22 protein-coding genes are annotated in these 22,775 nt (G+C 72.2%); 9 read left to right on the forward strand and 13 right to left on the reverse strand.

All coding sequences use genetic code 11. The features are described from left to right. Nucleotides 1–327: 327 nt before the first annotated feature. A complete protein-coding gene (locus ACGFZN_RS27565; RefSeq protein WP_393861180.1) occupies nt 328–1,089 on the reverse strand; it encodes a hypothetical protein in 762 nt (253 codons plus the stop codon). A 312-nt stretch (nt 1,090–1,401) separates the two neighbouring features. Between ACGFZN_RS27565 and ACGFZN_RS27570 the strand changes: the two genes are divergently transcribed. Further along, nucleotides 1,402–1,926: a hypothetical protein gene (locus ACGFZN_RS27570; protein WP_393861181.1), complete on the forward strand. Its 525-nt coding sequence runs from the start codon at nt 1,402–1,404 to the stop codon at nt 1,924–1,926. Between the two features lie 4 nt (nt 1,927–1,930). Here the strand turns inward: ACGFZN_RS27570 and ACGFZN_RS27575 are convergent, their stop codons facing one another. Next, complete coding sequence (locus tag ACGFZN_RS27575; protein ID WP_393861182.1) at nt 1,931–2,656, reverse strand: Crp/Fnr family transcriptional regulator; 726 nt, start codon at nt 2,654–2,656, stop codon at nt 1,931–1,933. Nucleotides 2,657–2,792: 136 nt separating this feature from the next. Between ACGFZN_RS27575 and ACGFZN_RS27580 the strand changes: the two genes are divergently transcribed. Genes ACGFZN_RS27580 through ACGFZN_RS27590 form a run of 3 tightly spaced genes read left to right on the forward strand, consistent with a single transcriptional unit; the run spans nt 2,793 to nt 4,953 of the window. After that, nucleotides 2,793–3,857, forward strand: a complete 1,065-nt coding sequence (locus ACGFZN_RS27580; protein WP_393861183.1) for a Rieske 2Fe-2S domain-containing protein — start codon at nt 2,793–2,795, stop codon at nt 3,855–3,857. After that, nucleotides 3,854–4,027: a hypothetical protein gene (locus tag ACGFZN_RS27585; protein ID WP_393861184.1), complete on the forward strand. Its 174-nt coding sequence runs from the start codon at nt 3,854–3,856 to the stop codon at nt 4,025–4,027. The genes ACGFZN_RS27580 and ACGFZN_RS27585 overlap by 4 nt, the downstream gene beginning before the upstream one ends. Continuing rightward, complete coding sequence (locus tag ACGFZN_RS27590) at nt 4,024–4,953, forward strand: PDR/VanB family oxidoreductase (protein ID WP_393861185.1); 930 nt, start codon at nt 4,024–4,026, stop codon at nt 4,951–4,953. Before ACGFZN_RS27585 ends, ACGFZN_RS27590 begins: the two co-directional genes overlap by 4 nt. A 15-nt stretch (nt 4,954–4,968) precedes the next feature. Here the strand turns inward: ACGFZN_RS27590 and ACGFZN_RS27595 are convergent, their stop codons facing one another. The 8 genes from ACGFZN_RS27595 to ACGFZN_RS27630 form a co-directional block, all read right to left on the reverse strand. After that, nucleotides 4,969–5,361 (reverse strand): group 1 truncated hemoglobin, encoded by a 393-nt coding sequence (locus ACGFZN_RS27595; protein WP_393861186.1) that lies wholly within the window; start codon nt 5,359–5,361, stop codon nt 4,969–4,971. A 176-nt stretch (nt 5,362–5,537) separates the two neighbouring features. Further along, complete coding sequence (locus ACGFZN_RS27600) at nt 5,538–7,715, reverse strand: discoidin domain-containing protein (RefSeq protein WP_393861187.1); 2,178 nt, start codon at nt 7,713–7,715, stop codon at nt 5,538–5,540. A gap of 51 nt (nt 7,716–7,766) precedes the next feature. Beyond that, nucleotides 7,767–9,371, reverse strand: coding sequence for an alpha-amylase family glycosyl hydrolase (locus ACGFZN_RS27605; RefSeq protein ID WP_393861188.1), 1,605 nt, complete (start codon nt 9,369–9,371; stop codon nt 7,767–7,769). A 34-nt stretch (nt 9,372–9,405) separates the two neighbouring features. Then, on the reverse strand, nt 9,406–10,281 hold the full coding sequence (locus tag ACGFZN_RS27610; RefSeq protein ID WP_393861189.1) for a carbohydrate ABC transporter permease: 876 nt from the start codon (nt 10,279–10,281) through the stop codon (nt 9,406–9,408). Continuing rightward, nucleotides 10,278–11,234: a carbohydrate ABC transporter permease gene (locus tag ACGFZN_RS27615; RefSeq protein WP_393861190.1), complete on the reverse strand. Its 957-nt coding sequence runs from the start codon at nt 11,232–11,234 to the stop codon at nt 10,278–10,280. The genes ACGFZN_RS27610 and ACGFZN_RS27615 overlap by 4 nt, the downstream gene beginning before the upstream one ends. Nucleotides 11,235–11,239: 5 nt before the next feature. Continuing rightward, complete coding sequence (locus tag ACGFZN_RS27620; protein ID WP_393861191.1) at nt 11,240–12,592, reverse strand: ABC transporter substrate-binding protein; 1,353 nt, start codon at nt 12,590–12,592, stop codon at nt 11,240–11,242. A gap of 141 nt (nt 12,593–12,733) precedes the next feature. Beyond that, nucleotides 12,734–13,732 carry a LacI family DNA-binding transcriptional regulator gene (locus tag ACGFZN_RS27625; protein WP_393861192.1) on the reverse strand — a complete coding sequence of 333 codons (999 nt, stop codon included), beginning with the start codon at nt 13,730–13,732 and terminating at the stop codon, nt 12,734–12,736. Nucleotides 13,733–13,862: 130 nt separating this feature from the next. Beyond that, the gene (locus tag ACGFZN_RS27630) at nt 13,863–14,534 is read right to left on the reverse strand and encodes a hypothetical protein (RefSeq protein ID WP_393861193.1); all 672 of its coding nucleotides are present in this window, start codon (nt 14,532–14,534) and stop codon (nt 13,863–13,865) included. A gap of 254 nt (nt 14,535–14,788) precedes the next feature. Here ACGFZN_RS27630 and ACGFZN_RS27635 point away from each other — a divergent pair, with 254 nt between their 5' ends. The 3 genes from ACGFZN_RS27635 to ACGFZN_RS27645 all read left to right on the forward strand — a co-directional run bounded on the left by ACGFZN_RS27635 (nt 14,789) and on the right by ACGFZN_RS27645 (nt 16,436). Continuing rightward, nucleotides 14,789–15,445: a helix-turn-helix domain-containing protein gene (locus ACGFZN_RS27635; protein WP_393861194.1), complete on the forward strand. Its 657-nt coding sequence runs from the start codon at nt 14,789–14,791 to the stop codon at nt 15,443–15,445. Between the two features lie 32 nt (nt 15,446–15,477). Continuing rightward, nucleotides 15,478–16,017 (forward strand): toxin-antitoxin system, toxin component, encoded by a 540-nt coding sequence (locus tag ACGFZN_RS27640; RefSeq protein ID WP_393861255.1) that lies wholly within the window; start codon nt 15,478–15,480, stop codon nt 16,015–16,017. A gap of 191 nt (nt 16,018–16,208) precedes the next feature. After that, nucleotides 16,209–16,436, forward strand: a complete 228-nt coding sequence (locus tag ACGFZN_RS27645; RefSeq protein WP_393861195.1) for a hypothetical protein — start codon at nt 16,209–16,211, stop codon at nt 16,434–16,436. A 28-nt stretch (nt 16,437–16,464) separates the two neighbouring features. Here the strand turns inward: ACGFZN_RS27645 and ACGFZN_RS27650 are convergent, their stop codons facing one another. Together ACGFZN_RS27650 and ACGFZN_RS27655 are read right to left on the reverse strand one after the other, a co-directional pair. Beyond that, the gene (locus tag ACGFZN_RS27650; protein WP_393861196.1) at nt 16,465–17,142 is read right to left on the reverse strand and encodes a 4'-phosphopantetheinyl transferase; all 678 of its coding nucleotides are present in this window, start codon (nt 17,140–17,142) and stop codon (nt 16,465–16,467) included. Continuing rightward, nucleotides 17,090–17,995: a metallophosphoesterase family protein gene (locus ACGFZN_RS27655; protein ID WP_393861197.1), complete on the reverse strand. Its 906-nt coding sequence runs from the start codon at nt 17,993–17,995 to the stop codon at nt 17,090–17,092. The genes ACGFZN_RS27650 and ACGFZN_RS27655 overlap by 53 nt, the downstream gene beginning before the upstream one ends. Before the next feature lie 319 nt (nt 17,996–18,314). On the opposite strand from ACGFZN_RS27655, the gene ACGFZN_RS27660 reads away from it, so the two are divergent. Next, nucleotides 18,315–19,442 carry an ATP-grasp domain-containing protein gene (locus ACGFZN_RS27660; protein ID WP_393861198.1) on the forward strand — a complete coding sequence of 376 codons (1,128 nt, stop codon included), beginning with the start codon at nt 18,315–18,317 and terminating at the stop codon, nt 19,440–19,442. A 161-nt stretch (nt 19,443–19,603) separates the two neighbouring features. Continuing rightward, on the forward strand, nt 19,604–21,292 hold the full coding sequence (locus ACGFZN_RS27665; RefSeq protein ID WP_393861199.1) for a carbohydrate binding domain-containing protein: 1,689 nt from the start codon (nt 19,604–19,606) through the stop codon (nt 21,290–21,292). A 69-nt stretch (nt 21,293–21,361) separates the two neighbouring features. Here the strand turns inward: ACGFZN_RS27665 and ACGFZN_RS27670 are convergent, their stop codons facing one another. Further along, complete coding sequence (locus ACGFZN_RS27670) at nt 21,362–22,699, reverse strand: 6-phospho-beta-glucosidase (RefSeq protein ID WP_393861200.1); 1,338 nt, start codon at nt 22,697–22,699, stop codon at nt 21,362–21,364. Nucleotides 22,700–22,775: the final 76 nt, after the last annotated feature.

Genomic DNA, 22,775 nt, shown 5'->3' on the forward strand with positions numbered 1-22,775 from the left:
CGCGCTTCGGGCTCTGGCCGGCGGGCGGCTCGCCCTCCGGCGACCTCACCGGTTCCCCGCCGGACGCCATTCGGTTCCCTGCCTTCGGCGCCTTCCGGTTCTCCGGCCCGGCTTCTCTTCCTTTCTCCGATTCCGGGGAAGAGGCGCGATGCGATGCCGCCTCGGTTTCCTCATCCGTCGCAGAATTCACTTCGGCTGTCCGGTCTTCCGGTACCGGCCGCGCGGATTCCTCTTTCCGCCGTTCCGGAGTGCGCGAATCCGTAATTCCTTCCCCGCCGCCCGGTTCCGTCTCGCGCCGCGGAACCCCGGGGAATGCCGTCCCGTCGTTCATGCGCCCGGGTTGTTCACGATGCCGATGACGGATCCGTGCACCGGGCCGGTGACGTACTGCACGGACTGCTGACCGGGCATGCCGGCCGGCCCCGGCGGGGAGGACGGCGGCGCCCCGGGGTCCTGCGGCCCGGGGCCGTCTCCGTCCAGGCCGCCGAGGCCGCCGAGGCCGTGGACGTCGCCGCCGAGGACCCTGATCCAGACCGTGTCGTCGAACTCCTTGTCGCGGACCCGGAACTCCCGGAACTCCTCCGCCTTCAGCGTGGTGTACTTGCGGCCGATCACGGTGTGGAAGACCTCGCGGGAGACCGCCATCGCCAACTGCGCGCGGGGGCTGAGGCGCAGGGCCTTCTTCAGGGGTGCGCAGTCGAGGATCCTGGAGATCTCCACCGGCCCGCTGTCGGAGAATCCGCCGGCCGCCGGGACGGCGGGCCCGTGGTGGACGGCGGCCCGCAGGCGCAGCCGGGCGCCGGGCTCGCGGCCGTCGTTGACCTCGGACAGGGCCGAGTCGAGGTGGCGCATGAAGTCGTCCACGAGCAGCGGCTCGGACTCCTCGGCGGGCAGCACGGACAGTGCGGAGTCCCCCGCGACCTGCGTCTTCCAGGCGCCCCTGTCGAAGCCCACTTCGGTGGCCGCCTCGGTCAGGGCGTGGTCGATCGCCGTCTGTATCCAGTGCTTCCGAAGCGGAGTGCTCGCCCCGTACCCCTGAGCGTCCACGGCCAGGAGGGGTCGACGCGAGAAACCTCTCATTCGATTCATGTTCTATTCCTTCGGAATGGTGATCGAATTCCGCGCGTCGGAACGCTTCGATCGGGAAGGGACGTGCAGCATTACAGACACCTCCGACACCGGGTGCCGCTGTTGCAGAAATGAGACAAGGCAGACCTCGCGTCCGGAAATGCTCGGCACACTGGGCACCGTCGTATCAGTTCCGGCCGGCCGAGACCCCGTGGAAATACGGGATTCCCGAGGTTCTCGAGAACCCGGAAAAGTAGGTGGTCCGCCCCCGCCGGCGGTGCCTTACTGAAGGGGCCCCGAGCCAGGGGCGGTTCACGGCACGGAGGTATCGGTATGGCACACGAACCGGACAGCGGCGGGCACATGCGGGGCGACCCGGCCGTGATGCTGGCGTCGTTGCAGACGACGCATCAACTCGCCGACGGGAAGGCGGGGATACTGGCCGGGGTCCAGGCCGCCCTGGTCGTCTCCTTCGGGCCGTGGGTGCGCACGGCCCGCGACGGGTGGGGGCACCGGGCCTTCGGCGGCACCCTGCTGGACGTGCTGGCCGCCCTCTTCGCCCTGGCCTTCCTCATGGGGGTGACCTGTGTCGCCCTGGTCCTCCGGCCCCGGCTGTGGCGTCCGCCCGCGTTCAACAGGTACAGCGTCCACGCCATGTCGAGGGCCGTGACGGCCCCGCCCGGCGGTGCGGGCGAGGACCCCGGGGGGCAGGCGGGGGCCGAACTGTGGGAGGTCTGCCGGTTCCTGGCGGCGGTCACCGTGACCAAGTGCCGCTGGGCGACGGCCGGTCTGGCCTGCACGGCCCTGATGGCCGCGACAGCGGGGCTGTGCGTGCTGCTGAGGGCGGTCCCGGGCTGACGGCTCAGTCCAGGTCCGACGGCAGCAGGCGCGCCTCGACGCGCAGCCGGTCGGGGTCCCGGATGGTCGTGCTGCGGTATCCGGTGACGATCAGGTGCGCGGCACGCAGTTCCTTGAGCGCCTTGTGCACGGTCGGCTCGGCGGCGCCCGTCAGCGCCGCCAGTTCCGGCTGGGTCAGGGTGAAGCCGAGTTCCACGCCGTCCCGCCCGGGGCGGCCGTGGATGGACGCCAGGTCGACCAGGATCCTGGCGAGCCGCTCCTTCACGCTGTAACCGCGGAACTCCAGCCGCCTGTTGTTCGCCCAGCGCAGCCGCTCGGAGACGATACCCGCCAGCTCCACCGCGGCGTCGGGGCGGCGCAGCAGGAACGCGCGCAGCGCCTCCTGGGACACGGCGCGTGCGGTCACCGGTCCGCACGCGGTGACCGTCGCCGTCCGCGGCATGCCCGCGACCGCCGCCATCTCCCCGACGATGTCCCCGCCGAGCCGGATGGCCAGCAGCGACTCCCGGCCGTTCTCCGCGGTCGCCGTGACCTTGGCGAGGCCGGCCAGCAGCAGCAGCGTGTGGCGGTCGGTGTTCCCCTGACGGATCAACAGGTCCCTGGCCCCGAAGTCGCGTGGGCGCCCGAGCGCCAGCAGGTCGTCGAGCGCCGCGTCGGACAGCCTGCCGAGGAAGCTGCCTCTCGGCCAGCCGGCCCCGTGGTCCGCGTCGTGCGGCGGTGCGTACGTCACCTCTCGACGATAGGGCTTCGCGGGCGTCCGGCTAAGCCCTCCGGCGAACGGTTCTTCCGTGAGGCGGAAGCGGGCATTGCGGCCCGCCGGGCGCATCCCGACGATGTGGCCACACCCACAGACGGGAGCCGCACAGATGCCTCACATGACCGCTTTCGCGAGGAACCAGTGGTACGTCGCCGCCTACGGCGAGGAGGTCGGGCGCGAGCTGCTCGGCCGCACGGTCCTCGGGGAACCGCTCGTCCTGTACCGCTCCGAGGAGGACGGCGCCCCGGTCGCCCTGCACGACCGGTGCGTCCACCGCAGGTACCCGCTCTCCTCCAGCGGCCTGGACGGCGACCGGATCGTGTGCGGGTACCACGGGTTCACCTACGACCGCACCGGCGCCTGCGTGTACGTGCCGGGGCAGAAGCGCGTCCCGCGGACCGCGCGTGTCGCCTCCTACCCGGTGGTGGAGCAGGACTCGCTGGTCTGGGTGTGGATCGGCGACCCGGCGCTCGCCGACCCGCAGACCATCCCCCGGGCCCGGCACCTGGACTCCCCCGGCTGGACCACCGTACGCGGCATGGAGCCGATCGACGCCGACTACGGCCTGCTCGTCGACAACCTCCTCGACCTGTCCCACGAGACGTATCTGCACGGCGGTTACATCGGCACGCCCGAGGTCGCCGAGACGCCCATCACCACGGAGGTGGACGAGGGCGCGGGCGTGGTCCGGGTCAGCCGGCACATGGACGACGCCGAGTGCCCGCCGTTCTACGCCCGTTCGACCGGCATCGAGGGCCGGATCACCCGCTGGCAGGACATCGAGTACCACGCGCCCTGCCTGTATCTGCTGCACAGCCGGATCGCGCCGGCTGGCGTCGTGCCCGAGCCGGACGGCAGCGATCCGCGCGGCTTCCACACCGAGATCACCTACGCCATCACCCCGTCGGCGGACGGCAAGGTGTACGACTTCTGGGCGGTGTCCCGGGACTGGGCCACCGAGGACGCCGAGGTCACCGAGTTCCTGCGGGCCAACAACCACACCGTGGTGATGCAGGACGTGGACGCGCTCAACCTGCTGCAGCGCACGCTCGGCACCGAACGCACCGGGTACCAGGAGCTGAGCATCAACATCGACACCGGCGGTCTGGCCGCCCGGCGCATTCTGGCCCGGCTGGTGGAGGAGGGCGACAAGCCGGCCGAGGGGGTCCGGTGAGCCCCCGCACCGGCGAGGTGTACCGCATCGACTGGGTGCCGGGCACCGATGTGCTGCACGGCACCTGCCACTGCGGTGCGGAGCACACCGCCGAGGATCCGGTGCTGATGTGGGAGTGGATGCTGGCGCATCCCGAAGGGCACGACACCGGCGAAGGAGCCGTGCGGTGAGCGAACTCGAACTCGTGGTGAGCAGGCGGGAGCCGGCCGCCGACGGCGTGCTGGCGCTGACCCTGCGCGATCCGCTGGGCCGTGAGCTGCCCGGCTGGGAGCCCGGCGCCCATGTGGACCTGCTGCTCGGACCGGGTCTTGAACGGCAGTTCTCGCTGTGCGGCGATCCGGCGGACCGGTCAGCGTGGCGGATCGCGGTGCTGCGCGAGACGGCCGGGCGGGGCGGCTCGGCGTATGTGCACGAGCAGGTGGGCGAGGGCGGGAAGGTACGGGTGCGCGGGCCGCGCAACCACTTCCGCCTGGAGCCCGCGCCGCGCTACCGGTTCGTCGCGGGCGGCATCGGCATCACCCCCCTCCTGCCCATGCTCGCGGCGGCCGAAGCGGCGGGCGCGGACTGGACGCTGCTGTACGGCGGACGCACCCGCGCCTCCATGGGGTTCACCGCGGAACTGGCCCGTTACGGCGACCGGGTCACCCTCGCCCCGCAGGACGAGACCGGCCTGCTGGACCTCGCTCCGGTGCTCGACGACCTGGCCGAGGGCACCCTGGTGTACTGCTGCGGCCCGGGGCCGCTGCTGGACGCCGTCGAGGCGCGCTGCCCGGCCGCGGCGCTGCGGGTGGAGCGGTTCCAGCCGAAGGAGCGACCGGCGGGCGGCGAGGAGGAGTTCGAGGTCTCGCTCGCCCGCAGCGGGCTCACCGTGACCGTCCCGGCGGGCGTCTCCGTGCTGGACGCGGTGCGCGCCGCCGGGGTCGAGGTGCTGTACTCCTGCACGGAGGGGACGTGCGGCACCTGCGAGACGGACGTGCTGGAGGGCACCCCGGACCACCGGGACTCGGTCCTCACCGAGGAGGAACGGGCGGCGGGCGACACGATGATGATCTGTGTCTCCCGGTGCCGGGGTGCCCGGCTCGTGCTGGACCTGTGAGGACCGGCCGGACCGTCACGCGGTGACGATGTCCTCCTTCAGGGGCAGCAGGGTGTCGGCGATCGTGCCGATCGTCCCCTCGGCCACCCCGGCCTCGGACAGGGCGGCGGCCAGGTGGGTCACGACGCGGTCGAAGGCGGCCCGGGTCACCGCGAGGTGCTCGTGGGCCTTGCGCATGGAGCGGCCGGTGTAGGGACGGGCGGCGCCCAGCGCCTGGCCGATGAAGCGGCGCTGATGCCGCTTGAGCCGGTCGAGGTCCGCGCCCGTGAAGTACGGCTCCAGGGCGGGGTCGGCGAGGACCTTGGCGTAGAAGGCGTCGACGACGGCCGCGACGGCCTCCTCACCGCCCAGTTGCTCGAACAGGCTCGGGGAGACGGTCGCGGCCGGGGTGCCGGAGGTGTCGGTCATGGCCCCAGCGTCGCGCCTCGGTCTTGCCGGGGCGTGAGGGGACCGTTACCGGGCCGTCAGAGCCCTCTCCGGTGCGGTGCGCGGCGCGGAGGAACGCTTCGTAACCGGTTTCTCACGCGCAGGGCCGGCGGCCGAAACACCGCACCGGAGAGGGGAGGGGGCACGCCCGGGCGGGGTCAGCTCGTCAGGTACGCCTCCACCTCGCTGAACTGCCCCGCCGGCCAGCCCGTGTTGGCGCTGACGGTGAGGCGGAGGTACCGCAGGCTGGTGCCGCTCGGCAGGGAGACGGTGACCGTGTTGCCGGTGGCCGGGTCGAAGCGGTAGCCCTGGGAGCCCACGACGGTCGAGTAGGCCGAGCCGTCGGTGCTGCCGAGCACGGTGATGGTCTGCGTGCGGGCGCCCCAGGCCGAGGACGGCGGCAGCTTCAGCACCAGGCGGCGCACGGCGTAGGACGAGCCGAGGTCGACCGTCCAGGACTGCGGGAAGGCGTTGTTGGCCGACTCCCAGTAGGAGTTCGCGTCGCCGTCGACCGCCTTGCCCGGCGTGTAGACGTCCTGCGAGCCGGTCGCGGAGGCCGGGCGGCCCTTGGCGAGGTTGCGGTTCGGGTCGGGCTCGGGGTTGCCCTGGCCGGGCTGGGGCCAGGTGGAGCAGTCCGACCAGGTGCTGCTCCAGCCGGAGTTGCCGCCGCCGTCGGTGAGGGTGAAGGACCCGGAGTTCGCCGGGTAGGGGCAGTTGTAGACACCGGCGGAGCCGACCTGGGTGGCGGTGACGTTCTTGAAGGCGGCCGCGCCCTGCGTCTCGGCCTGGACGACGACCGTGCCGGTGTTCTTCACGGTCGCGCCGGAGACGTCGACGTTGCGCACCGGGTAGCCGTGCCCGCCGCCGGAGACGAACTCGAAGGCGCTGTACGGGCTGTCGGTGATGGTGGTGTCGGTGATGTTCACGGTCGCGTCGATCGCGCTGTCGTAGGAGTCGACGCGCAGCGCGCCCATGGGGTGGTTCCAGTTGGGGTTCATCGCGCCGGTGCGGACCAGGGTGTTGCCGGAGACGGTGATGGTGCCGGACAGGGGCGAGAAGGGGTCCATGAACTTCTGGTTGGAGATCGCGATGCCGCTGCCGAGGGCGTTGGTGTCGGAGACCAGGTTGTTCTTCACGGACAGGTCGGTGCCGCCGTAGATCGCGATGCCGTTGGCGAGGTTGGGCTGCGAGATGGTGTTGTTCTCGAAGCTGGAGCCGGTGTCCGGGGAGTACAGCGACCACATGGCGAGGGCGTCGTCGCCCTGGTTGCGCAGGAAGTTGTTGCGGACGACGACGCCCTTGGCGCTGCCGTTGAGGTTGATGCCGTCGGCGGTGGTGTCGAGGAAGCGGCTGTTCTCCACGACCAGGTTGTCGTTGGTGCCCGTCAGCCACATGCCGCACTTGGTGTGCTGGATCCACATGCCGGAGACGGACGAGTTGGGGCCGAGGGAGCCGTTGACGAAGTTGTCGGGGCTGGAGTCGACGCGTTCGGTGACCTGGCCCATGACGGCGAAGTCCTTGAGGTGGACGTTCCCCGCGGAGCTGGACTGGTCGATGAACCGGGAGGTGTGCACCACCGAGTACCAGCTGCCGGCGCCCTGGAGCGTCACGTTCTGCACGCCGTTCAGCGAGGAGGTGATCTTGTAGTCGCCCGGCGGGATCCAGACCGTGCCGCCCTGGGCGGCGGCGATGGCGTCCCGGAAGGCCTGGGTGGAGTCGCCGTTGCCGGTGGGGTCGGCGCCCTTGGAGACGACGGACACCGAGCCCGCGGGCTGGGTGGCGGCGTCCGCGACCTGCTCGAAGTCGGCGACGTCGACCGTGACCTGGGTGCCGGTCGCCTCGACGGCGACCTTGTCGCCGGGCTGGACCGTCCGGCCGAGCAGCATCCGGGTGTCGTCGAAGAAGTGGTGCGTCTTGGCGCCGGGGATCCAGCCGGTGTCGATGTAGGAGTAGGTGGACGTCACCGGCAGGGTGTTGGCCAGTTTCGTGCCGTTGACGTACACGTTCAGCGAGCCGGACTGGCCGTCCGGGACGCTGTAGGAGAGGTTCACGGCGTTGGCGGCGCGCGGCACGGTGAACTCCACCCGCTGCCCGGCCGACAGCCGGACGGCCTGCCGCCCGGAGGCCTCCGAGACGAGGGAGCCCTGGGTGTAGTCGGGGCCGATCTTCGTGCCGGTGGTGGTCGCCGACTCGGCTTCCACGGACGTGAAGGGGAGGGTGGCGCCCGCGGCCGCGTGCGCGGCGGGGGCGAGGGTGACGAGCATCCCGGCGGCGAGGGCGGCGACCGCCCCGATGGCCGGCATGCGCCTGACATATCTGACGGTGCTGGTGTGCATGGGCTGATCCCTTCGTGGTGGGGGTTCGTGGGACAGCGGTACGGGTGCGGCTCAGGCGTGCAGCCAGGCCGCCGTGTCCTGCGGCAGCCGGCCCGCGTCGTCCAGCGGGCCGCTGCCGAGCAGGAGCCGGGAGTGCGCGGGGAGGTCGACGGGCGTGGGCGCGAGGTTCACCACGCACACCGCTCCCGCGCGGGTGAAGGCGAGGACGCCGTCGGGGGCGGGGAGCCAGGTCAGGGGGCCGTCGCCGAAGACGGGACGGGCGGCGATGGCCCGGCGGTACAGGGAGAGCATGGAGCCGGGGTCCCGCTGCTGCCGGTCGACCGCGTACGACGGCCAGCCGGCCGGCTGCGGCAGCCACGGTTCCTGCTGCGCGCCGAATCCCGCGTACGGCAGGCCGGCGGCCCAGGGAAGCGGCACCCGGCAGCCGTCGCGCCCCGGATCGGTGCCGCCGGAGCGGAAGTACATCGGATCCTGGATGCGGTCGACGGGGATCTCCGCCTCCGGCAGCCCCAGTTCCTCCCCCTGGTAGAGGTACACCGCGCCGGGCAGCGCCAGCGACAGCAGGGCGGCGGCGCGGGCCCGACGGGTGCCGAGCGCCAGGTCGGTCGGGGTGCCGAAGGCCTTGGCGGCGAAGTCGAAGCCGGTGTCCTCGCGGCCGTAGCGGGTGACGGTGCGGGTGACGTCGTGGTTGCACAGCACCCAGGTGGCCGGGGCGCCGACCGGGGCGTGCTCGGCGAGGGTGGTGTCGATGGACGCGCGCAGCCGGCCGGCGTCCCAGGGGCAGGCGAGGAAGGAGAAGTTGAAGGCGGTGTGGAGTTCGTCGGGGCGCAGGTAGCGGGCGAAGCGCTCGGCGTCGGGCAGCCAGACCTCGCCGACGAAGACGCCGTCGTACTCGTCCGCGACCCGGCGCCAGGAGCGGTAGACGTCGTGGAGTTCGTCGCGGTCGACGAAGGGGTGCGGCTCGGGGTGCGTGGCCAGGTCGGGCAGGGCGGGGTCCTTGGCGAGGAGGGCCGCGGAGTCGATGCGGACGCCGGCGACGCCGCGTTCGAACCAGAAGCGCAGGATGTCCTCGTGCTCCTGGCGGACGGCCGGGTGGGCCCAGTTGAGGTCGGGCTGCTCGGGGGTGAACAGGTGCAGGTACCACTCGCCGTCGGGGAGGCGGGTCCACACCGGTTCGGTGGAGCCGACGAACTGCGACGGCCAGTCGTTCGGCGGGAGTCCGCCGTCCGGGCCGCGTCCGGGGCGGAAGTGGAACAGTTCGCGCTCGGGGCTGCCCGGTCCGGCGGCGAGGGCGGCGCGGAACCAGGGGTGCTGGTCGGAGACGTGGTTGGGCACGATGTCGACGATCGTCCGGATGCCCAGCCCGGCCGCCTCGGCGATGAGCTTCTCCGCCTCGGCGAGGGTGCCGAAGGCCGGGTCGATGGTGCGGTAGTCGGCGACGTCGTAGCCGCCGTCCTTCAGAGGCGAGAGGTACCAGGGGGTGAACCACAGGGCGTCGACGCCGAGTTCGGCGAGATACGGCAGCCGGGAGCGGACGCCCGCGAGGTCGCCGGTGCCGTCGCCGTCGCCGTCCGCGAAGCTGCGGACGTAGACCTGGTAGATGACGGCCGAGCGCCACCAGTCGCGGTCCTTGCGGGCATGGGTGGGCTGTCCCACGGAGCTTGGCCTTTCTGTGGAGGAGGCGGCGGCGTCAGCCCTTGGTGCTGCCCGCGCTGATCCCGGCGATGATGTGCCGCTGGAAGAGCAGGAACAGCGCCACCATCGGGATGCTGGCGATCACCATCGCGGCGATGAGCACGGTGAGCTGGATGTTCTGCGACAGCTGGACCAGGGCGACGCTGATCGGCTGCTTGTCGGTGTCGAAGAAGACCATCAGCGGCCACAGGAAGTCCTGCCAGACGGCGACCAGCGCGAAGATCGACACCACGCCGAGCACCGGCCGGGACATGGGCAGCACCACCGACCACAGGGTGCGCAGCTTTCCGGCGCCGTCGATCTCGGCGGCCTCCAGCACATCGCGCGGCAACTGGTCGAAGAACCGTTTGAGCAGGTAGAGGTTGAAGGCGTTGGCGACGGCCGGCAGCCAGATGGCGAGCGGGTCGTTGAGCAGGCTGGTGTGCAGCAGCGGCAGGTCGGCGACGGTCAGGTACTTCGGTACGACGAGGGCCTGCGCCGGGACCATGAGGGTGGCGAGGATGCCGCCGAGGATCACCTTGCCGAACGCGGGCCGCAGCTTGGACAGGGCGTAGGCGGCGGCCGTGCAGAAGACCAGCTGGAACGCCCAGGCGCCGGCGGCCTGCACGGCGGTGTTCCACAGGTGCCGCGGGAGCTGCATCAGGTCCCAGGCGTCGGTGTAGCCGCTGAGGTGCCAGTGCTCCGGGATCAGCGTCGGCGGGGTCCGGGCGACCTCGTCCGGCGACTTCATGGCACCGGTCACCATCCAGTAGACGGGGAAGAGGAAGGCGAGCGCGAAGAGCAGGACGACGGCCGTGAACACGGTCCAGTAGACCGCCTTGCCTCGGCGGCGGGCGAGGGCCGCCGGGGAGATCAGGGTGCGGGTGCTCATGCGGTGTCCCCCTCGCTGCGGGTGAGCCGCAGGTATACGGCGGAGAAGGCGCCGAGCAGGACCAGGAGCATGACGCTGAGGGCGCAGGCGCCGCCGAAGTCGTTGTAGAGGAAGGCGTACTTGTAGATCAGGTAGAGCACGGTCACCGTGGCGTTCTCGGGGCCGCCGCCGGTGATGACGAACGGCTCGGTGAACACCTGCATGGTCGCGATGATCTGCAGCAGCATCAGCATCAGGATCACGAACCGGGTCTGCGGGACGGTGACGTGCCGGACGCGCTGGAGCAGGCCGGCGCCGTCCAGTTCGGCGGCCTCGTACAGCTCGCCGGGGATGGACTGCAGGGCGGCGAGGTAGATCAGGACGGTGCCGCCCATGTTGGCCCAGGTCGCCACGATCACCAGGGAGACGAGCGCGGTGTCGGTGCCGTTGGACCAGTTCGAGGTCGGCAGGTGCAGGAAGCGCAGCGTCTCGTTGGCCAGGCCGGCGCCGGGGTCGTAGAACCACTTCCACAGCAGGGCGCTGACCACCGGCGGGATCATCACCGGCAGGTAGACCACGACCCGGAAGAACGCCTTGGCGTGCCGGAGTTCGTTGAGGACCAGGGCGAGCAGGAAGGGAACCGCGAAGCCGAGGAGCAGGGCCAGCAGGGTGAAGGTGAGGGTGTTGCGCCAGGCCGCGCCGAACTCGGGGTCGTGCAGCACGCGCGTGAAGTTGGCGGTGCCCACCCACTGCGGCGCCGAGCCCGGCGTGTACTTCTGGAAGGCGATGACGACCGCGCGGATCGCCGGGTACCAGGAGAACAGGGCGAAGCAGACGAGGCCGCCGAGGAGGAAGGCGTAGGCGCGGGCCTGGTCGGCGAGGCGGCGGCGCCGGAGGCTCCCTGTCCGGGTCGGCGCCGGAACCGGGGGGACGGCGGCCTGCGTCACGGGCCGCCGTTCGGCCGTCTTCGTCATGGCGGTCAGCTCCGGGCCAGGATGCTGTCGATCTTGCCGGAGGCGTCCTTGAGGAGCTGGTCGATGTCGGCGTCCTTCTTGGTGAGGACGGCGGAGACGGCGGAGTCGAGGACGGAGTAGATCTGCTGGGCGTCCGGCGGCTCGATCTTCAGCCGGAGCCGGGCGCTGCCGTCGAGGAAGGACTGGTAGTTCTTCACCGGCACGTTGGCGTTGGCCTTCTTGACCTGCTGGTCCTTGGCGTCGGCGGCGCCGGTGAACAGGCGCGGCTCGGGCAGCCCGACCGGGGCGTTGTTCTTCTTGGCGCGGGCGTAGTCGCCGAGGAAGCCGGATCCGGGGGTGAGGAACATGTGGTCCAGCCACTTCAGGCCGGCGCGGATCTGGGCGGGCGTGTCGTGCTTGTTGAACATGTAGCCGTCGCCGCCGATGAGGGTGGCCTTGCCGCCGGGCATGGGGCCGATGGCGATGTCGTCGTAGTTCGCGCCCTTCTCCTTGACCAGGATCGGGATGTTGTCGGGGGCGGCGAGGTACATGCCGAGCTTGCCCGAACCCATCATCTGCTGGACGTCGTTGATGACGAGGAGCTGCTTGCTGCCCATGGATCCGTCGGTCCACCGCATGTCGTGCAGGTTCTGCAGCACGGCGTGGCCCTCGGGGGTGTCGATGGCGGCCTTCTTGCCGTCGGCGCCGACGACGTCGCCGCCTTGGGAGTACAGCTCGGCGGTGAAGTGCCAGCCGCCCTGGTTCTGCGCGCTGTAGTCGGCGTATCCGACGGTGCCGCCGCCGAGCGCGGCGATCTTCTTCGCGTCGGCGCGGACCTCGTCCCAGGTGGCCGGGGGCCTGTCGGGGTCGAGTCCGGCCTTCTGGAAGAGCTTGCGGTTGTAGATCAGCCCCATGCTGTATCCGGTGCGCGGGATGCCGTAGACCTTGCCGTCCACGGTGTAGATGTCCCGCAGCTGCTTGCGGATGCTGCCGTAGGACTTCAGCTCCTTCAGGTACGGCGTGAGATCGGCGGCCTGGTGGATGTCCACGACGTGCCGGGCGTCGGTGAAGTACGTGTAGAAGACGTCCTCCATCTGGCCGCCGGCGAGCTTGGCGTCGAAGGTCTTCGGATCCTGGCAGGGGAAGGCGTCGTGGGCGACGACGTCGACGTCCGGGTGCTGCTTGGCGAAGGAGGCGAGGTCCTCCTCGAAGAACCTGCGGTCGGTCTTGGCGCTCTTGGGCGGCTCGCAGTTGACGGTGATGCGCGTCTTGCCGCTCGCCGAGTCGTCGCCGCCCGAGCCGCAGGCGGTGGCGGCGAGGGCTAGCGACGTGACGACGCCGATCGCGACGACGGTACGGCGGAACCCGGCACTTCTCATCGGTGGACCCCCAGATGGCACGCAGGGCAGGAGCGGTGGGCGCCGCACACTCAAGCACCGCCGACATCGGTCCGCAAGATGTCGCGCGAAATCTGTAATTATTTGACAGCCAGCTGGATCTTCTCGATCCGCTCCGGGCACTCAGCCGCGCGGGGCTTGCGCGGTGGATCCGCGCACCACCAGCTCGGGCTCGAACAGCAGCTCCTCGGCGGGTACGGCGCTGCCGCCGATCTGCGCGTTCAGCAGCTCGACGGCCGCGCGGCCCATGGCCTCGATGGGCTGGCGGACGGTGGTGAGCGGGGGTTCGGTGCAGTTCATGAAGGCCGAGTCGTCGTAGCCCACGACCGAGATCCGCCCCGGGACGTCGTACCCCTTGCGGCGCGCGGCCCGGATCGCGCCGAGTGCCAGGGGGTCGGACGCGCAGATGATGCCGGTGACCCCGCGGTCGATCAGCCGGGACGCGGCGGCGTGGCCGCCCTCGATGGAGAAGATCGCCCGGGCGACGCGCTCCTCGGGCAGGTCGCCGGCGACCGCGCGGGCGGCGGCCAGCTTGCGCGCCGAGGGCATGTGGTCGCCGGGGCCGAGGACCAGCCCGATGCGCTCGTGACCCAGGGAGGCCAGGTGGCGCCAGGCCTGCTCGACGGCGACGGCGTCGTCGCAGGACACGCCCGGGAATCCGAGGTGCTCGATGGCCGCGTTGACCAGCACGACGGGGATGTTGCGCTCGGCGAGCAGCCGGTAGTGGTCGTGCGGCGCGTCCTCCTGCGCGTACAGGCCGCCGGCGAAGACGACGCCGGAGACCTGCTGCTGCAGCAGCAGTTCGACGTAGTCGGCCTCCGAGACGCCGCCCTTGGTCTGCGTGCACAGCACCGGGGTCAGTCCGAGCTGGGCCAGCGCGCCGCCGATGACCTCGGCGAACGCCGGGAAGATGGGGTTCTGCAGCTCCGGCAGGACCAGGCCGACGAGCCGGGCGCGCTCACCGCGCAGCTGGGTGGGGCGTTCGTAGCCGAGGACGTCGAGGGCCGTCAGCACCGCCTGCCGGGTGGCCTCGGAGACCCCCGGCTTGCCGTTGAGCACCCGGCTGACGGTCGCCTCGCTGACGCCGACCTTCTTCGCCACTTCCGCAAGTCGTCGTGTCATACACGCAAGCGTAGCGCAAGCCTTGCAAGCGGCTTGCGTAGAGAGGCGGCCGGTCGCGCCAGGGGGCCGACGGGTGGGCGCGCGTCCTCGACCCGGCGCCGCCGACGACCTGAACGCCGGCGGTGCCGGGTCAGTTCTCGGGGGCCGGGACGACCGTGAGGTGGGCGCCGGGGCCGCGCGGGCGGCGGGGGCGGCGCACCGGCGCGGCGGGGCGGCGGCCCTCGCGCAGCACCAGGGTCAGGCGCCGGTGGCCGAGGTCCCGCAGGGCACGGGGCGTCTCCTCGACGACCCGGCACTCGGTGGCGCCGCGGCGCGGGTCGGGGTGGCGCAGCAGCCGCACGGCCCCGTCGAGCCGGGCCGCGCTCTCGCCGACGGCGCGGATCCAGTGCGGCAGGCCCTGCCGGTAGGCGGCCTCCAGGAGCGGGTCCTGGGCGAGGTCGCGGCGGATCGCCTGGAGCTCGTGGTCGTGGCCGTACGTCTCCAGGGCGGACCTGAGGTGGGCCAGCATCGGCAGGCACCAGCCCTGCTCGTGCTCGCCGAGCACGTCGCCCGCGTCCGGGTGGAACAGGACGAACCGCAGGAAGTTGTCCTGCGGCATGGCCGTCGCGTGCCGGCGCACCCCGCGGAAAAGTGTCTCGAACGCGCCGTTGGCCATGACGACGTCCCAGCGGTGGTCGACGACCACGGACGGGCAGGCGAGGGACTCCAGCAGGACGGCGTAGTCCTGGAGGTACGCCTGGGTCTCGCAGGTCTCGGGGACGGGCCGCGGTGCCGGCCGCTGCCCTCCTGCCTGATGTGCCATCGGGAGGTCACCCCTCTTGCCTCTGCGGCCTTCACGCGGCCCTGCGATCCTGCGGCCCCCGGCAAGACCGTGTCAACTATCGTGGCATTTCGCGGCCGTTGAAGGCTGAAATTCGCCACAGTTGTGGCGACACCTGGATGTGAGTTCGAGGCACCCGCTACTCTCCGGGAAGTTCACGGCGTTCGTCCGTGAGAAGCACCGACTCGGCAACACGGACACATCTGAAGCCCTCGAGAGACGTAGGAGTTCTGTCGGTGACGGATGGCTACGAGGATCCGGGCGCCGCGGCGACCGCCCAGCTGCCGGCCGTCGTCGCCCGCGTCACCGCGCTCGCCGACCGGCTCGGCGTGCCGCACGCCGAGGTCTTCGACGTCGGGCGGCTCTCCGTGGCCTGCGGCGTCCCGGAGCCGGTGGTCAAGGCGCTGCTCGCCGGCCGGCCCGCCGGTGAGCCGGACGTCCAGGCGCGCTTCCTGCAGCGCCTCGGCCTGCTGCGGCGCACCCGGCTGAAACCGAACGGCCGCAAGTACACCCAGCAGGAGATCGCCGACGGCGCGGGCATGTCGCGGCAGCAGGCCGGCGCGCTCATCAACGGCGACCGGCGGCCCACCATGGAGCACTGCGACGCGCTGCAGCGCTTCTTCAAGGTGCACGCCGGCTTCCTCACCGCGGAGGACCCCGAGGCGCTGGCGGGCGCGCTGCAGCGCACCGAGCAGGAGCTGCTGACCAAGCTCGCCGACCGGGAGCGGGCCGCGGCCGGGGCCGAGGAGGACGCGCTGGAGCGGCTGCTGCAGGACCACGGGGTGCGGGGCATAGCGTGGCGGGCCGCGCAGTTGCCCACCGACCAGCACCGGGACAAGGTCGCGGAGTGGCTCGACATGCTCCTGGAGAGCGTCAAGCGGCCCGAGTCGTGAGCCGGGGGAGGACTGTGGGCATCGGCAGGGACATGCGCCGGCTGTGCAGCGAACTGGTGGGCGGGGTACGGCTGCCCGCGCCCGCGCCGCCGGGGGAGCTGTACGGCGCGCTGTGCGCGGCGATGAGCCGCCGCCGGGGCCGCCCGGTGCACTTCCGCGCGGCCGCCTTCCCGCCGGGCACGGCGAGCGGGCTGTGGCTGGACCTGACCGACCGCGACCTGGTGGTCGTGGAGGAACGCACCGCGCCCGACCACCAGTTGGTGATCCTCGGCCACGAGCTGTGGCACATGCAGGCCGACCACCGCGGCCACCACGTCGACGGCGTCGGGGTCGCCACGCGGTTGCTGCACGACGACACCGACCAGGAGGCCCTGCAGGCCACCGTGCAGCGGGTCGCGGCGCGGACCCGGTTCGACCTCACCGAGGAGCGGCAGGCCGAGACGTTCGGCCTGCTGCTGGCCAGCAAGTGCCGTACGTGGCTCGCCGGTTCGGCCCTGCGCGGCCCGGTGCAGCGCGACGACGTGGCCGGGCGCATCGAGGCGTCGCTGGGCTATCCGGGGCCGCAGGGCTGATCCGGACGGCCGTACGGCGCCGGGGTCCGGGGCCGGTGCGGGCCACCCTCGTGGGCCCGGCTGAGGGTTCCGGGCTGCGCTGAGCGGGCGAACCGGAGCGGAGCCGGGGGGCGTTGTCAGTGGCGGGCGGCAAGCTGGAGGGTGCGCCGCAGAGCGCGCGACCGTGACGCCTGACCGGGGAGAGCCGACCGATGCCCACCGCCGTACTGACCGACCGTGAACGCACCGCCGTGCAGGCCTACCTGCGGCTGCTGCACACGGTGCGCGCCGCCTTCGACGGGCCGCCGGACGGCGGCCGGCCCGCCCTCGTGCCGCCGGCCGTGCTGGCCGAGGCGGAGCGCGCCCTGGCGCACGCGGGCCTCGCGGGCAACGAGGAGGAGTTCTTCCGCCTGCTGCGCGACTGGTGCCCGCCGGCCTGACCGCGCCGGTGGGCGGCCGCCACCGGGCTCAGGGATGCGGCACGGCCACCGCGGTGAGGGCCAGGCCGTCGCGTGCGGCCCACCTCCCGTCGAAGGCCTGCAGCCGGCGGCCGCCGACGCGGGGCCCGGGGACGAGGAGTTCGGCGCGCAGGGTGCCGTGCGGCCGGCCGCCGGGGTCCGGGTGGAGGGTGATGTCGGCCTCGGAGAAGTCCAGCCAGGCGCCGGTGAGCGGGAACCACGCCTTGTAGACGGACTCCTTGGCGCTGAACAGGATCCGCTCCCAGTGCGGGTCGGGATGCCGCTCGCGCAGCCGTGCGATCCGCTCGGCCTCGCTGGGCAGGACGACATGGCCCGCGTCCTCGGGGAGCGGTTCGTGCCGTTCGGCGTCGATGCCGAGGGAGGCCAGGTCGCCGGCGCGGGCCAGGGCCGCGGCGCAGTAGTCCTCGCAGTGGGTCATGCTGCCGATCAGGCCGGCCGGCCAGCGCGGTGCGCCCCGCTCGCCGCGCAGGACGGACTGCGCCGGCACGCCGAGCTTCTCCATGGCGCGCCGGGCGCAGCCGCGCACGGCGGCGAACTCGCGGCGGCGCTTGGCCACGGCACGCTCGACGAGCGCTGCCTCACCGGGGTACAGCCCGGCGCCCCACAGCGGGTCGTCACCGTGCGCCTCCACGGCCACGACCGACTCCGGGAGCAGCTCCTCGATCACCGGCTTCGACCTCCGTCGGCAGGATGCGGCGCAGCCGGCCCGGCGGCTCCGGGCGCTTGCGCCATTCTCGGGGATAGCCGACGGAGACCTCCTCGAAGCGGACTCCGTCGTGCCAGGTGGTGCGCGGGATGTGCAGATGGCCGTAGACCATCGTCGCGACCGGGAACCGCCGGTGCCAGTCGGCGGTCAGCAGGGTGCCGCACCACATGGCGAACTCGGGGTACCACAGCACCTCGGTGGGGTGCCGGTGCAGCGGATAGTGGTTGACCGGTACGACCGGCAGGCCGGCGGGCAGTTCGGCGAGTCTGCGCTCGGTCTCGGCGACCCGCGCCCGGCACCAGGCGTCACGGGTCGGATAGGGGTCGGGGTGCAGCAGGTACTCGTCGTTGCAGACGACGCCGGTGCCCTCGGCGTAGGCCAGCCCCTCGGCCTTGGTGGCGCAGCCGGGCGGCAGGAACGAGTAGTCGTACAGCAGGAACAGCGGGGCCACGGCGACCGGGCCGCCGGGGCCCTGCCACACCGGGTAGGGGTCCTCGGGGGTGACGACGCCCAGCTCGCGGCAGAGCGCGACCAGGTGCTCGTAGCGGGCGACGCCGCGCAGGGTGACCGGATCCTTCGGATGGGTCCACAGCTCGTGGTTGCCGGGCGCCCACAGCACCTTGCGGAACCGGCCCGCGAGCTTCTCCAGGGTCCAGCGGATGTCGGCGACCAACTCGGCGACGTCGCCGGCCACGATCAGCCAGTCCTCGTCGCTCTGCGGCCGCATGTCCTCGACCAGGGCACGGTTCTCCGGATAGCCGATGTGCAGGTCGCTGATGGCCAGCAGCTGTCCGGCCCCGGCCGCAGACTCCACCCGGCTCCCCTTCCGATCATCCTCTGCCGGGACCACGAGAACACATTTCCGCAGACCGGACAAGACACTGCCCGGCCGCCGCGCCGACGGCGCGCGGCGCGGGCGCGCACCGGCCGTACGGACCCCGGCGCGCCTCCTGGACGGGAGCCGGAAATCCGTAACGCCGGCGTTGCACGCGCGGGCTCTTGAAAGCCGTATGATCGCCCCGACACCATCACCCCAACCCCCCTTTTCGCAGGGGTGCTTCGGTGTCCCTTCCTCCCTCCTGCCCGGGCCCGGGCCGCTGCGCCCTGCCCGCACATCATGAAAGGCGGCCTGCATGCTCTCTCGCGTACGCGTCTGGCTCAACCGCACGTACGCGGAGAACGTGTTCTTCATGGACCAGCTGCGCAGAAATCCCAGTGATCGCGCGGTGGAGATCCACGCCACGCACGCCGACCCCGACTCCCCCGTCCTGGCCGCCGCCGACACCGCCGACATGGAGCCGGAGGGGCTGTCCCCGGCCGCGTACGTCGAGTACGCCCTCGACCAGTGCGTCCGGCGCGGCATCGACGTGTTCGTGCCGCGGCTGCACCAGGCGGCGATCGTGGCGCACCGCGCGGAGTTCGCGGCGGCCGGCACGGCACTGCTGGCGCCGACGCCCGAGGCGGTGGCCGTCTTCGAGGACAAGGCGACCGCGTACGAGGCGGTCCGCTCGGTGGGGGTGCCGGTGCCGCCGTGGTGGCGCGTCCGCACCGCCGACGAACTCCTCGCCGCCGTCGAGGAGTTGGAGGCTGGCGGGCACAGGGCGTGCTTCAAGCCGGCCGTCGGCGCGGGCGGGGTGGGCTTCCGGGTGATCACCCGCGCGCCGTTCTCGCTGGCCCATCTCGAGGGCTTCCCGGGCCCGTACGTCCAGCTCGACCTGGTGCTCGAGGCGCTGCGGCGGTCCGGGGAGCCGGTGGACTGGCTGGTCATGCCGCGCCTGGAGCAGCCCGAGGTGTCCGTGGACTGCCTGACGGGCACGGACAACCGGCTGCGGCTCGCGGTGGGCCGCACCAAGAACGGGCGCCGCAGGGGCTTCACGCTGGACGAGCGGTGGCTGGAGCCGGCCCGGCTGATCGCGGAGGGCTTCGGGCTGCACCATCTGTCCAACGTCCAGTTCCGGATGTTCGGCGGCCGGCCGGTGCTGATGGACGTCAACACCCGGCCCGCCGGCGGCCTGCACCAGCTGTCGCTGTGCGGGGTGAACGCCCCCTGGGCGGCGGTGCAGCTGGCGCTGGGCGAGGACCCCGGGGTCATCGAGCCGCCGTTCCTGGGGCAGGACTACACGGTGGTGGCGGGGCCGCGGACGCTGCTGCCGGTGCCGGCGGCGCTTCCCCAGCAGCGGGCGGAGTCGGCCGACGTGCTGCTGCCGAAGGTGCCCGCGCCCGCTCCGGCTCCGGAAACGGCGCAGGTCCTGCCGCTTTAGGCCGTGTGCCGCCCGCAGGTCCCTTGTGGCTTGTCGCGCAGTTCCCCGCGCCCCTTCAGGACGCGGGCCCTTGACAGCCGCATTGGTCCATACCAAATTCTTCAGCGCACCTCCGCACACCCGTGCACTCCCGAACACCCCCATCCCCACAGGGAGATCGCGTGCGCAATCCACTCGGGCGTCACAGACGCCGGCTTCTCGCCCTGCTCGCTTCCGCCGCCCTCGCGGTCGGCGGGGCCATCGCCCTTCCCGGCACCGCCCAGGCGGCCAACATCCTCGGCAACCCCGGCTTCGAGACCGGCGGCCTCTCTCCCTGGACCTGCACCGGCAACCTCGGCTCGGTCGTCTCCTCCCCCGTGCACAGCGGCGCCAAGGCGCTCCAGGGCGCGGTGACCGACAGCGACAACGCCCAGTGCAGCCAGAAGGTCGCCGTGCAGCCGAACACGACGTACACCCTCAGCGGCTGGGTGCGCGGCAGTTACGTGTACCTGGGCGTGGACGGCGGCGCCTCGACCTGGACGACCTCGCCGTCGGCGTACAGCCAGTTGAGCGTCTCCTTCACCACCGGCGCCTCGCAGACCAGCGCCACCGTCTACGTCCACGGCTGGTACGCCCAGGGCACCTACTGGGCGGACGACATCAGCCTGGACGGGCCGGGCGGCGGCGGGGGCGGCGGGGACACCCAGGCCCCGACCGCTCCGACGGGCCTGACCTCCACCGGCAAGACGTCGTCCAGCGTCTCGCTGCGCTGGAACGCCGCCACGGACAACGTGGGCGTCACCGGCTACGACGTCTACAGCGGCTCGAACCAGGTGCTGACCGTCTCCGGCACGTCCGCCACGGTCAGCGGGCTGTCGCCCAGCACGTCGTACACCTTCACCGTGAAGGCCCACGACGCGGCCGGGAACGTCTCCGCCGCGTCCAACGCCGTCTCCGTGACCACCGACGCGGGCAGCGGCGGCGGCACCGGGTTCAAGCAGGCCGCGCCGTATCTGTACGAGGGCTGGGGCGATCCGCCGAGCCCGACGACGGTGATGAGCGCGACCGGCATCAAGTGGTTCACGATGGCGTTCGTGCTGGACTCCGGCGGCTGCACCCCGGCCTGGGACGGCAGCCGGCCGCTCACCGGCGGCGCCGACCAGAGCGCGATCAACGCGATCCGCTCCGCCGGCGGTGACGTCGTGCCGTCCTTCGGCGGCTGGCAGGGCAGCAAGCTCGGCGCCAACTGCTCCTCGGCGGCCGCGCTGGCCGGCGCGATCCAGAAGGTGGTCGACGCCTACGGCCTGAAGGCCGTCGACATGGACATCGAGAACACGGACGAGTTCGAGAACGAGGCCGTGCAGGCGAAGATCCTCACCGCGCTGAAGACGGTCAAGGCCAACAACCCCGGCCTGAAGACGATCGTCACCTTCGGCACCTCGACCACCGGCCCGACGTACTACGGCAACCGGCTGATCGAGCAGGCGCAGTCGCTCGGCGCGAACATCGACGTGTTCACCATCATGCCGTTCGACTTCGGCGGCGGCTCGGACATGTACGGCAACACCGTGAACGCGGCGGAGGGCCTGAAGAACAAGCTGAAGTCGACCTTCGGCTGGGACGACGCGACCGCCTACGCCCACATCGGCATCTCGGGCATGAACGGCCTGTCCGACCAGCAGGAGACGACCACCCCGGCGATCTGGGCCCAGATCCGGGACTGGGCGAACTCCCACCACATCGCGCGGCTCGCCTTCTGGGCGGTCAACCGGGACCGGCCGTGCGCGGGCGGCGGCGTGGTGAGCAACTGCTCCGGCATCAGCCAGAACACCTGGCAGTTCACCTCCATCACGGCCGGGTTCACCGGCTGACCCCACCGAACCGGCGGCCGGTCCCACGAGGGCCGGCCGCCCCGGCGCGTTCGCCGGGGCCCGTATCGGTCACTTCAGGTACGCGAGCTGGGGGTGGACCGCCGTGTAGCCGTCCACCAGCCTGCGGGCCACGTTCACCGAGTCGACCAGCGGATGCAGGGCGAACGCCCGCACGGCCGCCGCCCGGTCACCGGAGCCGGCGGCTGCGAGCACCTCGCGCTCGACCGCCTTGACCGCGCAGACCAGGCCGGTGGCGTGGCCGGGCAGCGGGTCGACCGCGACCGGGTGCGCGCCGTTGGCGTCGACCAGGCACGGGACCTCGATCACCGCCTCGGCGTCGAGGACGGACAGGGTGCCGCGGTTGCGGACGTTGAGGATCAGGGTCGCCCGCTCGTCCCGCGCGATGGCCCGCATCAGGGCGAGGGCGACCTTCTCGTAACCGCCGGACAGGTCGTCGGCCTCGCGTTCGCCGGCGCCCGCGGTCTCGCGGTTCTCGGCCATGTAGGTCGCCTCCCGCTCGGCGCGGGTGCGTTCCCACAGCGCGAGGGCGGACCTCTCCGGCCGTGTGGCCTGCTCGTAGAACCGCGCCTGCTGGTCGCGCAGGAAGGCGCCGCGGGTCTTCCCGGCCTCCCGGTAGGCGCGGACGGTCTCGCGGTTGAAGTAGTAGTAGTGCAGATACTCGTTGGGGATCGCGCCCAGCAAGCGCAGCCACTCCGGCCCGAAGAGCCGGCCCTCCTCGAAGGAGCCGAGCAGGCCGGGGTCGGCGAGCAGGCGCGGGAGTTCGTCGCGCCCGGCGACGCGCAGTGCGCGCACCCAGCCGAGGTGGTTGAGGCCGACGTAGTCGATCCACGCCTCGTTCGGGTCCGCGCCGAGCACCCGGGCGATACGGCGGCCGAGGCCGACCGGCGAGTCGCAGATGCCGATGACGCGGTCGCCGAGGTGGCGGGACATGGCCTCGGTGACCAGGCCCGCCGGGTTGGTGAAGTTGATGACCCAGGCGTCGGGGGCGAGTCGGGCCACCCGCCGGGCGATGTCGACGGCGACCGGTACCGTGCGCAGGCCGTAGGCGATGCCGCCGGCGCCGACCGTCTCCTGGCCGAGCACGCCCTCGGCCAGGGCCACCCGCTCGTCCTCGGCCCGGCCCTCGAGGCCGCCGACCCGGATCGCGGAGAAGACGAAGTGGGCGCCGCGCAGGGCCTCGTCGAGGTCGGTGGTGGCGGTCACCTCGGGTGCGCCGGGCACCCCCGCGGCCTGCTCGGCCAGGACGCGGGTCACGGCGGAGAGCCGGCCCGCATCCAGGTCGTGCAGCGCGACCCGGGTGACCCGGCCCTCGGCGCGGTCCGTCAGCAGCGCCCCGTACACGAGCGGGACGCGGAAGCCGCCACCGCCCAGAATCGTCAGCTTCACGCCTGCACCTTCCCTGCCACGATCACCGCGTCGTCACCGAGTATCGAGCACGCTCGCGGCGGATCACACGATCCCC

The organism is Streptomyces sp. NPDC048192 (genome assembly GCF_043202415.1).
Classification (GTDB): domain Bacteria; phylum Actinomycetota; class Actinomycetes; order Streptomycetales; family Streptomycetaceae; genus Streptomyces.